14 protein-coding genes and 2 pseudogenes are annotated in these 12,846 nt (G+C 61.5%); 11 read left to right on the plus strand and 5 right to left on the minus strand.

What is annotated here, in order from left to right; translation table 11 throughout:
• The first annotated feature begins 109 nt into the window (after positions 1 to 109).
• Both BN1136_RS14495 and BN1136_RS14500 read left to right on the plus strand, forming a co-directional pair.
• Positions 110 to 916, plus strand: coding sequence for a siderophore-interacting protein (locus BN1136_RS14495; protein WP_043759141.1), 807 nt, complete (start codon positions 110 to 112; stop codon positions 914 to 916).
• A 245-nt stretch (positions 917 to 1,161) separates the two neighbouring features.
• Complete coding sequence (locus BN1136_RS14500; protein WP_043759140.1) at positions 1,162 to 2,268, plus strand: 3-deoxy-7-phosphoheptulonate synthase; 1,107 nt, start codon at positions 1,162 to 1,164, stop codon at positions 2,266 to 2,268.
• Between the two features lie 448 nt (positions 2,269 to 2,716).
• On the opposite strand, the gene BN1136_RS14505 is transcribed toward BN1136_RS14500, so the two are convergent.
• Both BN1136_RS14505 and BN1136_RS14510 read right to left on the minus strand, forming a co-directional pair.
• The gene (locus BN1136_RS14505; protein WP_043759138.1) at positions 2,717 to 3,124 is read right to left on the minus strand and encodes an H-NS family histone-like protein; all 408 of its coding nucleotides are present in this window, start codon (positions 3,122 to 3,124) and stop codon (positions 2,717 to 2,719) included.
• 369 nt (positions 3,125 to 3,493) lie between these two features.
• Positions 3,494 to 3,952, minus strand: a pseudogene (locus BN1136_RS14510) (LysR substrate-binding domain-containing protein); the annotation flags it as partial.
• Between BN1136_RS14510 and BN1136_RS20650 the strand changes: the two are divergent.
• Positions 3,943 to 4,110 (plus strand): annotated as a pseudogene (locus tag BN1136_RS20650) (D-serine ammonia-lyase); the annotation flags it as partial. The pseudogenes BN1136_RS14510 and BN1136_RS20650 overlap by 10 nt on opposite strands.
• 342 nt (positions 4,111 to 4,452) lie before the next feature.
• On the plus strand, positions 4,453 to 4,629 hold the full coding sequence (locus tag BN1136_RS19955) for a hypothetical protein (RefSeq protein ID WP_081843655.1): 177 nt from the start codon (positions 4,453 to 4,455) through the stop codon (positions 4,627 to 4,629).
• A 66-nt stretch (positions 4,630 to 4,695) separates the two neighbouring features.
• Here the strand turns inward: BN1136_RS19955 and icd are convergent, their stop codons facing one another.
• Positions 4,696 to 5,949: an NADP-dependent isocitrate dehydrogenase gene (icd, locus tag BN1136_RS14515; RefSeq protein ID WP_042075114.1), complete on the minus strand. Its 1,254-nt coding sequence runs from the start codon at positions 5,947 to 5,949 to the stop codon at positions 4,696 to 4,698.
• 519 nt (positions 5,950 to 6,468) lie between these two features.
• A complete protein-coding gene (locus BN1136_RS20425; RefSeq protein WP_081843654.1) occupies positions 6,469 to 6,618 on the minus strand; it encodes a hypothetical protein in 150 nt (49 codons plus the stop codon).
• A 437-nt stretch (positions 6,619 to 7,055) separates the two neighbouring features.
• On the opposite strand from BN1136_RS20425, the gene BN1136_RS14520 reads away from it, so the two are divergent.
• Together BN1136_RS14520 and BN1136_RS14525 are read left to right on the plus strand one after the other, a co-directional pair.
• A complete protein-coding gene (locus tag BN1136_RS14520) occupies positions 7,056 to 7,343 on the plus strand; it encodes a hypothetical protein (protein ID WP_043759135.1) in 288 nt (95 codons plus the stop codon).
• A gap of 38 nt (positions 7,344 to 7,381) precedes the next feature.
• Positions 7,382 to 7,672 carry a hypothetical protein gene (locus BN1136_RS14525; protein ID WP_043759133.1) on the plus strand — a complete coding sequence of 97 codons (291 nt, stop codon included), beginning with the start codon at positions 7,382 to 7,384 and terminating at the stop codon, positions 7,670 to 7,672.
• Between the two features lie 96 nt (positions 7,673 to 7,768).
• On the opposite strand, the gene BN1136_RS14530 is transcribed toward BN1136_RS14525, so the two are convergent.
• Positions 7,769 to 9,013, minus strand: coding sequence for an NADH:flavin oxidoreductase/NADH oxidase family protein (locus BN1136_RS14530; RefSeq protein ID WP_043759132.1), 1,245 nt, complete (start codon positions 9,011 to 9,013; stop codon positions 7,769 to 7,771).
• 212 nt (positions 9,014 to 9,225) lie between these two features.
• Here BN1136_RS14530 and BN1136_RS14535 point away from each other — a divergent pair, with 212 nt between their 5' ends.
• The 5 genes from BN1136_RS14535 (at position 9,226) to BN1136_RS14555 (ending at position 12,686) form a co-directional block, all read left to right on the plus strand.
• The gene (locus tag BN1136_RS14535; protein WP_043759130.1) at positions 9,226 to 9,696 is read left to right on the plus strand and encodes a MerR family transcriptional regulator; all 471 of its coding nucleotides are present in this window, start codon (positions 9,226 to 9,228) and stop codon (positions 9,694 to 9,696) included.
• Between the two features lie 100 nt (positions 9,697 to 9,796).
• Positions 9,797 to 10,075 carry a hypothetical protein gene (locus BN1136_RS14540; protein ID WP_043759129.1) on the plus strand — a complete coding sequence of 93 codons (279 nt, stop codon included), beginning with the start codon at positions 9,797 to 9,799 and terminating at the stop codon, positions 10,073 to 10,075.
• A gap of 43 nt (positions 10,076 to 10,118) precedes the next feature.
• Positions 10,119 to 10,622 (plus strand): GNAT family N-acetyltransferase, encoded by a 504-nt coding sequence (locus tag BN1136_RS14545; protein WP_043759176.1) that lies wholly within the window; start codon positions 10,119 to 10,121, stop codon positions 10,620 to 10,622.
• 227 nt (positions 10,623 to 10,849) lie between these two features.
• Entirely contained in the window at positions 10,850 to 11,467 is a 618-nt protein-coding gene (locus BN1136_RS14550) for a TetR/AcrR family transcriptional regulator (protein ID WP_231557893.1), read from the plus strand.
• Between the two features lie 172 nt (positions 11,468 to 11,639).
• Positions 11,640 to 12,686: an NADP-dependent oxidoreductase gene (locus tag BN1136_RS14555; protein ID WP_043759126.1), complete on the plus strand. Its 1,047-nt coding sequence runs from the start codon at positions 11,640 to 11,642 to the stop codon at positions 12,684 to 12,686.
• Positions 12,687 to 12,846: the final 160 nt, after the last annotated feature.

Below are 12,846 nucleotides of genomic sequence, written 5' to 3' on the forward strand. Positions count from 1 at the left end.
AGGGAGCCAAAACACTCCCTTTTATCTCGCCGGTTGCTACCCACAAAGCAATTGATAATAATTTTCATTTGCTTGAAAATGAGCGCCCTTGCCTGTCAGGAGTACTCATATGTCTCAGCCCGCCCCGGTCAACCGCCCCCGCCTGCTCACCGTCAAGCACGTGCACGATGTGAGCCCGAACCTGCGCCGAGTCTGCCTGACCAGCCCCGAGCTCGCGGACTATCCCTTCAGCTGTGGCGGCGCCCATGTCAAGATCATGCTGCCCCGGCCGGGCCAGAGCGAAATAGTGCTGCCGACCCCGACGCCCCAGGGGCCGCGCTGGCTGGATCCGGCCCAGAAACCCGTCATCCGCACCTTCACCATACGCGCCTTTCGCCGCGAGGCGCTGGAGCTCGACATCGACTTCGCCCTGCACGGCGAAGCCGGCCCCGCCAGCCGCTTCGCCCTGCACGCCAAGCCGGGCGACAAGCTCGCCATCTCTGGCCCCGGTGGCCCGGATCCCATGCTGCAACCGGCCAGCCACTACTACATGGCGGGGGATCTCACCTCCCTGCCCGCCATCAGCGCCATGGCCGAGGTGATGCCGAGCGACGCCCGCGGCCATATCGCCCTCCTGGTCCCCCATCAGGACGATGTGCAGGATCTGTCGCTGCCAGCCGGCGTCGACCTGCGCTGGTTCGTGGGCAACCCGGAGCAGGCCGCGACCCTGGTGGCGCATTTCACCGCCCAGCCCATGGTCGCCGAGGGGAGCTATTTCTGGTTCGGCGGGGAAGAGAGCCTGGTCGTGCCGCTTCGCCGCCACGTCAGGCGAACCCTGGATGTGGATCGCCAGCGGGTCTACGCTGTCCCCTACTGGCGCAGCGGCAAGGATGAAGATGCCTACCACCAGGACAGGCACACCGTGATGGACAGCTGATCACTCCTGTTTCCCTTTGATTTATCAGGCCTTCTCCCGCAGGGAGCGGGCCTGTCTGCCATCGTCTTTATCTCTCCCTGTCTCCACTCCCCCATCTCTGTCCCACTGCCTGGTAGTGCTTGCATTTGAGACAAACACCAAGATAATGATAATCACTCTCAACTAAGGCGTTACGGCCGCGACTCCAACCGGTCCCCAGCGCTGACGCCTTATCGGTCCCATTTGCACAGCAAGGTAATCTTCAGATGGCTGTTTTGAATTCGGTAATGCGCGCCTTCGCGGTAGAGGCGCTCCCCACTCCTGCCGAGCTGTTGGCACAACATCCCTGCCCCGCCGGCATGGCCGGACACATCGACAACCAGCGCCACCAGGTACGTCGGATCCTGTCAGGGGAGGACGATCGCCTCCTGGTGGTGATAGGCCCCTGCTCCATCCATGATCCCGTCGCCGCCCTCGACTATGCCAGGCGACTGGCACGGCTCGCCGTCACCTATGAGGACACCCTGCAGATAGTGATGCGTACCTATTTTGAGAAGCCTCGCACCACGGTCGGCTGGAAGGGGCTGGTGTTCGATCCTCATCTGGATGGCAGCAACGACATCAACCAGGGTCTGCACCTGGCCCGCCAGGTGCTGCTTGACATCAACCGCCTGGGGCTGGCCACCGCCACCGAATTCCTCGATACCACCAGCTTCCTCTATCTCGCGGATCTCGTCAGCTGGGGAGCCATAGGGGCTCGCACCACCGAATCCCAGGTGCATCGACAGCTGGCCTCGGCCCTCCCCTGCCCTGTCGGCTTCAAGAACGGCACGGACGGCAACATCCGGGTGGCCATCGACGCCATCTTGGCCAGCACCGCATCCCATCTTTTCACCGCTCCCGGCAGCCAGGGCGGCATGGTGGTGATCAAGAGCGAGGGCAATCCGGATTGCCATATCATCCTGCGTGGTGGCACCCTGCCCAACTACCACCAGAGCGATGTGATGGAGGCCGCCGAGCGCCTGAAGCGGCAGGGGCTCAGCCCCCGTCTGATGATCGATTGCAGCCACGGCAACAGCCAGAAACAGCACAGGAATCAGCTCAGGGTCGCCGAGTCACTCTGCCGGCAACTGAGCGAGGGGAGCGATGCCATCGCCGCCGTCATGGTGGAAAGTTTTCTGCAGGGGGGCAGCCAGAAGCCAGCCCCGCTGAGCGAGCTGCAATACGGTCTGTCGGTCACTGATGCCTGCCTCTGCTGGGAAGAGAGCGAGACCCTGCTCGCCATGCTGGCCGAGGCGGTGCAGACGCGCCGTCGTGCCGCCAAATCCCGTGCAGTTCACCTCGGTCAAGAAAAGCACCAGCCCGTCATCTGAGTTATTTCTTCCCACCGGCACCCGGCCTATCTCCTTCATGCAATCATGGGAACATATATTTCACAGTCGGGGTGTCAAATAGACCATGAATGACGGAATAAAATAATCGCAAGACCGCCATGAAGACGCGGATTGATGATATGGAAGGGGATGGAGAGAGGGACTCAGTGTCCCCTCGCCTATTTCACCATGCCCAGCCTTATCCTAATTTGATATGCAGTGCTATCGGGCCACTCATCGGGCTGTATGAGTCCTGATTATCCGGCCCCCAGGTTTGACGCTCACAAGTAGGCGATGGCGCACCCTGCTTTATTGACCCAAGATGCTCATGGCTATTCCAGATGAGGCTGTATAATTACTGATTCTTTTCATGAGCAATAGATTGGCAGGATCCCGAAAATAATAATGCCGCCCCTTGGGCGGCATTATTGGTATCCGGATCCGGCAATCAGATCAGGAAGTCGTTCAGATCCTTGCCCAGCGCAACCTGCTCGGCAATGGCCTTGGGCATACGGCCCTGACCGGTCCAGGTCTTCTCCTGGCCATCTTCCTGATACTTGTATTTCGCAGGACGCGGAGCACGCTTGCTCTTGGTCGCGCCTGCCGCTGCCGGTGCAGCCACGCTGCCGATCAGCTCGCGCGGATCGATGCCAGCCTGTTGCAGCATCTCGGTAAATTCAGTCAGTTTGCGCTGGCGCTCTTCCTGCTCGGCGCGCTCCTGTTCTACGGATTCGGCACGCTCGTTATATACCAGATCAAACTTCTCTTTTGCTTCTTGCAGTTGCTCAAACGGCAGTTCACGAATGGCAGCGCGCAAGCTACGAATGTTCAGCAGAACCTTCAGAAACTCGTTCATTACTTCCTCACAGAATTATTTTTGTATGTCACAGGGATAACACATTTTGAGAATAGCATGCCGACTCGATAACAACATAATGTTTTTCTGGCGACGAGGGGATTCCAGAACCTTTATGGGCATTATTCACAATGGTTAATTTCATCCCCTCGCACTTATTGGAAAGAGGCGGCTGCCTTTATTTCTTTTCATCCGGGTCAATCCAGCCGGATTCCCCATCCCATTAGCGGGGGAGCCCGCCACGCGGCACCTTGATCAATCCCTTTCATTTCCTCCATGGGGCCAGCCAGGTTCTGCGCAAATATTGCGCTTATCGTCATGGCCCGGGAGGCAATAAGCCATCACCATAACGGTCGAACCTGGTCTGGTTCAACTCGCCGCATCCACCTGACCTTTTATCCAGGCGATAAAGGCCTGGATCTTGGGACACTGACGATTGGGGAGAGTCGCCAGATAATAACGCTGTTCACAACGCACCTCCTTGCCCGGAAACGGCGCCACCAGCTCACCCCGTGCCAGCCGCTGGCTCACCAGATGCTTGCGACCCATGGCGACCCCGGCGTGGTTCAGGGCGGCGATGATGGCAAGATCGGATCGATCGAACCCCATGCTCATCTGGCGGCCCTCGAGGGACACCCCTGACTGGCGAGCCCAGCTCTGCCATTCGTCGCTGTCGGAGTCATATCCCCAGGCCTGCCTGTCGTGCAGCAGGCGACAGTGTTGCAGCTGGTCCGGGTTATCCAGCAATTGATGGCGCTCGGCATACGCCGGGCTGCACACCGGCACCATGTATTCGTCCATCAGGGGGTGGATGGCGAGCCGGCATGGCGGGCCCCTGGCGGGTGGTAGCCGGCCGCGCATGGTTGGAAACTCAAGGGCTGAATGAGGCCAAGGTGACCCGGGCCACCCACCTGGTGTGTGCCACCAGTGGCGGCATGGTGCCTGCCGAGGAGATAGAACAGTGCCTCGCCGGTGCCCGTCTCTGATCTTTTTTTCACCCGAAAGGCCCGCCATGATGGCGGGTTTTTCTTTAACAAGATCAGCAAGATGGTTCACTTTGCATCTTACCCAGGAACATAGATGGCCAGACTGCTGGATGCCTTATTTTGCCTTGCACGCCCCCAGGCTGGTTAAAATGTGATACGATGGAGACCGTTTTTTGACACCTGCCCCCCGTTGACCCCTCGCATCGACTGGATAGCAATCGGAATCAATGAGGGCCGCGAGCAGCGGCGCAGGCAAACTTGTGACCCGGTCGGGCCGATTCTGGCGGGCTATCCACGCCGGTGGGCAGGCATCCGGGCCACCCAAGATAAGGAGATCGGGCTATGAAACAATACCAAAGCTGGCTGGGACAATATCTGATGAGCCGTCGCGACGGGGATCACGCCATGGCATCCGAACTGGCAAGCTCCATCTGCGAATTCTGGCAGGCAGAGGGGAACGAAGCCGAGCTCAGCAAATGGCAGCAGATCTATGAGCAGCACGTGGAGAAGACCACCTGATGCTCCCGCTCCTCCCATAAAAAAACCGGCGCCCATGGCGCCGGTTTTGCATTTCAACGACCCGGATTACATCTGGTCGATCATGTCCTGGGCGAACTGGGAGCAGGAGCGCAGGGTGGCGCCTTCCATCAGTCGCTCGAAGTCATAGGTGACGGTCTTGTTGGCGATGGCCGCTTCCATCCCCTTGACGATGAGGTCGGCCGCCTCGGTCCAGCCCAGGTGGCGCAACATCATCTCGGCGGAGAGGATCAGCGAGCCCGGGTTCACCTTGTCCTGACCGGCGTATTTCGGCGCGGTGCCGTGGGTCGCCTCGAACAGGGCCACACCGTCACCGATGTTGGCACCCGGTGCGATGCCGATGCCGCCGACCTGGGCCGCCAGGGCGTCAGAGATGTAGTCACCGTTGAGGTTCATACAGGCGATGACGTCATACTCGGCCGGACGCAGCAGGATCTGTTGCAGGAAGGCATCGGCGATGACGTCCTTGACGACGATGGTCTTGCCGGTCTTCGGGTTCTTGAAGGAGCACCAGGGGCCGCCGTCGATGAGCTGGGCGTCGTACTCTTTCTGGGCCAGGGCGTAGCCCCAATCCTTGAAGGCACCCTCGGTGAACTTCATGATGTTGCCCTTGTGTACCAGGGTCACGGAGTCGCGATCGTTGTCGATGGCGTACTCGATGGCGGCACGGACCAGACGCTCGGTACCGGCCTTGGACATGGGCTTGATGCCGATGCCGCAGGACTCGGGGAAGCGGATCTTCTTCACGCCCATCTCGTTTTGCAGGAAGGCGATCACCTTCTTGGCTTCATCGCTGTCGGCTTTCCACTCGATGCCGGCGTAGATGTCTTCGGCGTTCTCGCGGAAGATCACCATGTCGGTCAGCTCGGGGTGCTTGACCGGGCTCGGAGTGCCTTCGTAGTAGCGTACCGGACGCAGGCAGACGTAGAGATCCAGCTCCTGGCGCAGAGCCACGTTGAGAGAGCGAATACCGCCGCCGACCGGAGTGGTCAGGGGGCCCTTGATGGCCACGCAGTATTCACGAATGAAATCCAGGGTTTCGGCCGGCAGCCAGGCACCTTCGCCATAGACGTGAGTCGATTTCTCGCCGGTATAGATCTCCATCCAGGCGATCTTGCGCTCGCCTTTGTAGGCTTTCTCGACCGCGGCATTGACCACATTCAACATGGCCGGGGTCACGTCCACGCCGATACCATCCCCTTCGATAAACGGAATGATGGGATTGTGGGGAACCTGCAGCTTGCCGTTGGCATCGACTGTGATTTTCTGGCCCTGGGTCGGGATAACTACTTTGCTTTCCATCGGCATCTCCTAACTTCCGTTTGTTATCAATCTGATCGTTGCGCGCGGCCATCTTAAGCCCATCCATTTGCATAATCAAATGGCGGGCGTGCATGTCCGACCATAGTCGGGGACTGGATCACAGTACGCCTTGGGGAAGGGGAATCGTCACCGCAATGCCGCCTGGGCACGGGCATCAAGGCGCCCCGGCATCAGGATGCCAGGCTCTCTCCCTGCCCAGGGCTCACAGAGCACCCCACACCAAAAGAGATCCATAAAGACCCGCAACGTGAAAACCCGGCCAACACAGTTCACATCGCTGTAACCACGGCGATGCGCCACTTCCCTTGAGCGAGAACGGTATTGTGTGAACATGAACTTGATCCATACGGGTCAGCGCAGCTAAGCAATAGGCCCAGCCACCAGCCGACGCGTCTGCCGGATGACGCCTTGCAATACCCCAGAAAAAAACCACCGCCCCGATGCAGGGCGGTGGTTTTTATTATTTGCTCAACCGATGGCCATCATGGCCGTCGGGGGCTAGTGTTCTGCCACTTCCGGCTGGGGAACCTCGGTACGTTCCCGCTGCAGTTCATCGACCCTAGCTTGCCATTTGTCCTGGGCCTGCTTTTGCCCTTGGGATTCGAACTCCTGGCGCATGTTGTCGATATTTTGGTCAAGTTTATCCATCAGGATGTCTCCTTACATCTCGGGTTACACACTGGCTGACGGCACTGTTGGCCAACCTGCTCACCCGATTGGACACCAGTTTTTCCTGGATTGTCCACCAAAATAAGCGATTGATTATGCAACATCCAATCTAAAAAACAATTTAAAGACCCTTTTAAGCCCTTTATTTCGGCTCATCAAAACCTCATGAATTGGAGTTATTATCTTTATTTATCAATTATTTGCAATCTTATTGAGTAACTATTGATTTACCTTCGCCGGCAAAAAGATGCTATGCACATATTTTTCTCTCGCACCCCCTCCTGGCCGGAGCAAACACGACCCATTCGGGGATACCTTCCATCCTCTTCACTCCGATAAGATGCCGGGGCAAGCCGCCCGATGACCTCCGCTTCCGGCAGCCTCGACTCATCCCCGACGATGGAGCAGCTTTCCTCATGGATCTGACCGACACACTGCTTACCCTGGCGGGCCTCATCACCGCCGGCCTTATCCTGCGCAACCGAGCCCTCGGTCAACCCGACTGGGAGGCGCTGCCCACCCTGCCGGAATACCTCGCACGCCACCCCGACTGCGTCACGGGGGATGCCGAGAATGCCCGCTGTCACGCCTGCAGCTCCGACAAGGTGGTGTTCCATCCCCTGACCGGCGTCGGCGATTACCGCCTGCGCCACACCTGCCTTGCCTGCGGCAAGATACTGTTTCGCAGCCGCACCATTCTCTAAACAAGGAACCTCGACCCCGTTCATCACGAAGCCACCATATGGACCTCTTCTGGTTATTCGGCCTGCTCGCCCTCGCGGCCAGCCTCTGTGCCATGCGCTTCTGGGACAGGCGCCACGCTCAGCCCAACTGGCAACGCCTGCCCACTCGCGCCGAGTACCTGAGCTCTCATCCCGAGTGCGCCACGGGCGATGAACTGGGTGCCCGCTGCTGCGCCTGCGGCTCCGACAAGGTGCTGGGCCACCCGCAGACCGGCTGGTTTGATCACCGCTTTCGCCATACCTGCCTCTCCTGTGGCAAGGTGCTCTATCGTACCGAAGAGCCGGTCTAGACCACCGACACGGCTATTCAGCCCGGCATAAAACCACTCTTGCACGGACGGCTATTGCTATCTGGCATGCAGCTCTCGTTACCCAGCCCCTAACGATCAAGACGCTCGTCCGCGGATCCAGCGCCGATAGCGGGCGTTGCCTAGCAGGGTCTGCCACTGCTGGCAGGCCAGCGCCAGGGCGGGCGCCACCTCGGGGTTGCTGGCCTTGCCCCGGCCCAGGCGGCGCAACTGGTATTTCACCATCGCCATATAGCCCACCGAGGCCAGTACCTTGTTGCGCCAGGGGATGGGCCTGAGCTGGGCACTACTCTCCTGCTCACGGCGCCATCTGGCGGGTAGATCCGGGTCGATGGCGAGCGCAGTGGCCATGCCGGCAACCGCCACCCCGCTACCGAGCACCTGCTCCACCACAGGATAACGACGGATTCCCCCCGTCACCATCACGGGCATACGGGCAACGGAGACGATCTCCCGAGCGAACTCCAGAAAATAAGCCTCTCTCGCCAGGGTGCGACCATCGCGGGCCTGGCCGTGCATGGCGGGCGCCTCGTAACTGCCGCCGGAGAGCTCCACCAGATCCACCCCGAGGGGGTTAAGCATCTCCACCACCGCCTTCGCATCGTCGGCGCTGAAGCCGCCGCGCTGAAAGTCGGCGGAGTTGAGCTTGACCGACACCGCGAAGCGCTCCCCCACCTGCTGGCGGATCCCCTGCACTATCTCCAGCAGCAGGCGGGCGCGGTTCTCAAGGCTGCCGCCCCAGCGATCGCGGCGAAAATTGGTGAGCGGCGAGAGAAACTGGCTCAGCAAATAACCGTGGGCGGCGTGGATCTGCACCCCGTCAAAACCCAGATCCTGTGACAGCCGCGCCGTATTGATAAAGCGCGCCTTCACCTCTGCAATGTCGGTCTCGCTCATGGCTCTGGGCGGGGAAAACTGCCTGGTGAAACTGCCGAGCGCCATGGGCACGGCGGACGGGGCCAGGGTGGGCTGCCCCAGCGCCGCCGGCATCTGGCGACCCGGGTGGTTGATCTGCATCCAGATCTGGGCGCCACCGCTCTTGGCCGCATCGGCCCAGGCCCTGAAGCGCTCGCCTATCTGTGGGGAAAGGTCTGGGGAATCGAGCACCACGCCCCCCGGCCCCGTCATGGCGCGCCCGTCCACCATCACATTGCCGGTGATGATGAGGCCGGCGCCCCCCTGCGCCCAGGTACGATAGAGCTGGATCAGCGCCTTGGACGGGGCATGGTCGCAGTCGGCCATGTTCTCTTCCATGGCGGCCTTGGCGAGGCGGTTGATAAGCTGATTGCCATTGGGCAAGGTCAAGGGGATAAAGGGGGTCATGGCGCTCTCCTCTGTAGTGAGGAGCCCACCATAAGTTTAAAGCTAACTTGAAGGTCAAGTTCCTTTGTGGCGTCATGGCTGGTGCAGCCGACACCAGGTCGCGGCCAGCAACGCTTGTGACCGCCGTTGACATTCAAGCCGGCTTTAACCCCAGGATGACCTGCCCCCCCGACCATCGGCGCGGGCTGTCCGCTCACCACACCGGAGGCAAGATGAAGATAGGCGACCTGGCAAGACAGACCGGCATGGCGGCGTCCGCCATCCGTTTCTACGAATCCAGAGGCCTGCTCAGCAAGGTGCGGCGGGGCGCCAACGGCTATCGCGACTACCCGCCCGAGACGGTGCAACTGCTGACCATCATCGGCCAGGCCCAGCAGGCGGGCTTCTCCCTCGACGAGATCAAGCAGCTGGTGCCGGCGGACATCAGCACCTGGCAACACGTCCCGCTACTGGCGGCGCTCAAGGCCAAGGTGAGCGACATTGAGGCGCTGGAGGCGCGCCTTGCCCATAACAAGCAGCAGTTGCAGACCCTTATCCAGCTGGTGGCGTCCAAGCCCGACGGCATGCCGTGCGAGGAGAACGCCGCCCGGGTCCTGGCCAGCATGGGCATCATGCCCTCAGATAGATCACGGGAAGGGGCACCACCCTCCCCTGGCCGCTCCGCCTCGCGCCCCAAGGGGTGATCCCGCTAGCAAGCGGCAGCGCCCCTCAACCTGGGGGATTGAGAGCCAAGTGAAGAAGACTATGATGGGCGCCGCACCATCCAGAACGGAAGCCGACGTCATGGCAACAACAGAGTCCAAAGAGAAAGAGCAGGCCGAGCCGCCAAGCGAGATCCATCCCTGCGACCAATGCGGGGAGCGCACCCGCCATATCGTGGTGCTGGTGGCGCGCGATCACAGCCAGGACATCCTGCCCAAGGATCCGTACAAGGCCTTCTGGCAGGCCTTTCGCGCCAGCCTCCTGACCAACGCGGTATTTGGCCAGACCCTGGCCTATCAGGCTACCCATGTGCGCCACCTTATCTGCGAGCGCTGCGGCGAGACATTTCTCGAGTATTGAGGGGCGCCCCTGCGTGTCATCAAGAGAACAGGATGAAATGAAGATGGAGTTCCTCGAGATGGAGACCGGCCAACTGCCGATGGCGCTGCTGCTGGAGGCGGACCCCGCCGAGCGGCGCATCGCCGCCTATCTGCCCGGCGCCTGGGGTTTTGCCGCCCTGGAGGGCGAGCTGGTGGTGGGCGCCTGCGTGGCCGGCCAGGTGGGGGAGCAAACAGCCGAGATCTTCAATATCGCCGTGGCCCCCGACCGACAGCAACAAGGCATAGGATCCGGCCTGCTGGACTTCGTGCTGACCAGCCTGGCCGAGAAGGGCGTGCGCCGCGTCGAGCTTGGCACCGGCAGCTTCGGCCATCAGCTCACCTACTACCAGCGCCACGGCTTTCGCGTCGAGGCCGTCGTGAAAGATCACTTCCTGACCCACTACCCCGAGCCCCTGATGGAGCACGGCATCCGGCACAAGGACATGCTGCGCCTCTCCCTGGAGCTGACCCCGACGCACGCTGACTCCGGCGGCCTGTCCCCTCAGACCGACGTTGCCCCCTCCTGACAGCCATCGGCAACCGATGGATTGCGGCCCGCTGACCGGTTGCCTGCGTCTAGCCGCCTGACCAGGACCTCCTTCGATGGGAACGAACCTTCGGGGCGGTCCCCGGACTTGGCAAGAAAAGATCCTGGCGCCCTCTTCCGGTGACCGTAAAAAGAACCCAAGCCCGAACAAGGGGTTAGCCCCGCGCTCCGTGCGGGGCAAACTCGCCCGATGGCATAGGAGAGGTCGTGGGCAAACTTCCTCTAGACGACCGGTCTAGTAACCTCTACCATGCCCCCATGACCGACAGATACCAAGACACGCGCCAGCATCTGCTCGACACTGGCCGCACCATACTCACCTCCCACGGCTTCAGCGCCATGGGACTGAGTTTTCTGCTGCAAGAGGCCGGCGTGCCCAAGGGCTCCTTCTACCACTACTTCAAGTCGAAGGAGCAGTTTGGCGAAGCCCTGCTCAGCCACTACATCGACACCTACCTGGTGGAGATGGAGGCGCTGCTGGCAGGCCAGGACATGCCGGGGCGGGAACGCCTGCTGCGCTACTTCGCCCACTGGCAAGGGAACTGCTGCGACTGCCTCGTCGTCAAGCTGAGCGCCGAGGTGGCGGATCTCTCCGACACCATGCGCCTCATACTGAAAACCGGCACAGACAGGGTGGTGCGGCGCCTCGCACAGGCCATCGCGGAGGCCATCGCCGATGGCAGCCTGGGCCACAGAGCGACCCAGCCGCTGGCGACCAACCTCTACCAGCTCTGGCTGGGGGCGGCCCTGCTTGGCAAACTGGATCGAGAGGGACAACAGCTGGCGCACGCCTACACCCTGACGTGCCAGCTGCTGGCACCCTGAACAACAGGCCCGATGTCATGTCGGGCTTTTTTGGCCACCACAACTAGACGACCGGTCTAGTTGAATGCCCGGCGAGGTGCCCCCCAGTGAGTGAGGCGCCTCAAATACTCTCGCCACTGCGGGCCCACTGACCGCGCAGTGGCAATGACACCCAGTGACAAGAGGAAATACCATGACCCAGAGCCGGACCGAAAACCGCCAGATGACCCTGGCGGCCCGTCCCGTCGGTACCCCGGGTGCCGAACACTTTGCCCTCAAGACCACCCCAGTCCCGAGCATCGCCGAGGGGCAACTGCTGCTCAGAACCGTCTACCTGAGCCTCGACCCCTATATGCGCGGCCGCATGAGCGATGCCGACTCCTACGCCGAGCCCGTGACCATTGGTGGCGTCATGGTGGGGGGCACCATCAACCGGGTCGTCGCCTCCCGCCACCCCGACTACCGGGAAGGGGACTGGGTGCTGAGCTACGGGGTGGGCTGGCAGGATTACGGCGTCTCCGACGGCAGCTTCCTGTTCAAGCTGGATCCCGCGCAGGCCCCCGTCAGCCACGCCCTCGGGGTGCTCGGCATGCCGGGCTTCACCGCCTTCATGGGGCTGATGGATATCGGCCAGCCCAAGGCCGGTGAAACCCTGGTGGTCGCCGCCGCCACCGGCCCGGTCGGCGCCACCGTCGCCCAGATCGGCAAGATCATGGGTTGCCGTGTCGTCGCCATCGCCGGATCCGACGAGAAGTGCCGGGTGGCCCGCGAGGAACTGGGCGCAGACGTCGCCCTGAACCACAAGGCAGGCGACTTCGAACAGCAGCTCGCCGCCGCCTGCCCGGACGGCATCGACATCTATTTCGAAAACGTCGGTGGCCGGGTGCTCAAGGCCGTGCTGCCCCTGCTCAATGCCAAGGCCCGAATCCCTTTATGCGGCACCGTCTCCAACTACAACGCCAGCGCCCTGCCCCAGGGGCCCGATCATCTGGACTGGGCCTGGTCCACCATCCTGACCAAGCGGGCCACCGTGAAAGGCTTCATCATCTTCGACGACTACGGCCATCGTTATGGCGAGTTCGCCGAGCAGATGGGCCAGTGGGTGAGTGAGGGCAAGATCCACTATCTGGAGCAGATCGTGGACGGTCTGGAGAACGCCCCCGAGGCGCTCAAGGGGCTGCTGGAGGGCAAGAACTTCGGCAAGCTGGTCATTCGCGTCGGAGAAGACGAGCTGGCCTGAGCCTGACGGCCCTCTTGTGACGGCAGCGGGAGTCAGCCCCATCGGCCCTCCCGCTGCCGGGGCCATCATCCGGATGGCTTGCCCCCTGGCGTGGCCAACTCCCACACCGGGGGTGTTTGGCACTTTCGAGCCGCCGGATTGGCGGTCTTTCCCAGCCCTT

The organism is Aeromonas taiwanensis (genome assembly GCF_000820165.1).
Lineage (GTDB): Bacteria > Pseudomonadota > Gammaproteobacteria > Enterobacterales > Aeromonadaceae > Aeromonas > Aeromonas taiwanensis.

Coding starts and splice junctions, on each gene's coding strand:
- BN1136_RS14495 (WP_043759141.1), top strand. CDS start 110: ATGTCTCAGCCCGCCCCGGTCAACCGCCCCCGCCTGCTCACCGTCAAG.
- BN1136_RS14520 (WP_043759135.1), top strand. CDS start 7,056: ATGGATCTGACCGACACACTGCTTACCCTGGCGGGCCTCATCACCGCC.
- BN1136_RS20425 (WP_081843654.1), bottom strand. CDS start 6,618: ATGGATAAACTTGACCAAAATATCGACAACATGCGCCAGGAGTTCGAA.
- BN1136_RS19955 (WP_081843655.1), top strand. CDS start 4,453: ATGAAACAATACCAAAGCTGGCTGGGACAATATCTGATGAGCCGTCGC.
- BN1136_RS14530 (WP_043759132.1), bottom strand. CDS start 9,013: ATGACCCCCTTTATCCCCTTGACCTTGCCCAATGGCAATCAGCTTATC.
- BN1136_RS14525 (WP_043759133.1), top strand. CDS start 7,382: ATGGACCTCTTCTGGTTATTCGGCCTGCTCGCCCTCGCGGCCAGCCTC.
- BN1136_RS14500 (WP_043759140.1), top strand. CDS start 1,162: ATGGCTGTTTTGAATTCGGTAATGCGCGCCTTCGCGGTAGAGGCGCTC.
- BN1136_RS14540 (WP_043759129.1), top strand. CDS start 9,797: ATGGCAACAACAGAGTCCAAAGAGAAAGAGCAGGCCGAGCCGCCAAGC.
- BN1136_RS14555 (WP_043759126.1), top strand. CDS start 11,640: ATGACCCAGAGCCGGACCGAAAACCGCCAGATGACCCTGGCGGCCCGT.
- BN1136_RS14545 (WP_043759176.1), top strand. CDS start 10,119: ATGGAGTTCCTCGAGATGGAGACCGGCCAACTGCCGATGGCGCTGCTG.
- BN1136_RS14505 (WP_043759138.1), bottom strand. CDS start 3,124: ATGAACGAGTTTCTGAAGGTTCTGCTGAACATTCGTAGCTTGCGCGCT.
- icd (WP_042075114.1), bottom strand. CDS start 5,949: ATGGAAAGCAAAGTAGTTATCCCGACCCAGGGCCAGAAAATCACAGTC.
- BN1136_RS14535 (WP_043759130.1), top strand. CDS start 9,226: ATGAAGATAGGCGACCTGGCAAGACAGACCGGCATGGCGGCGTCCGCC.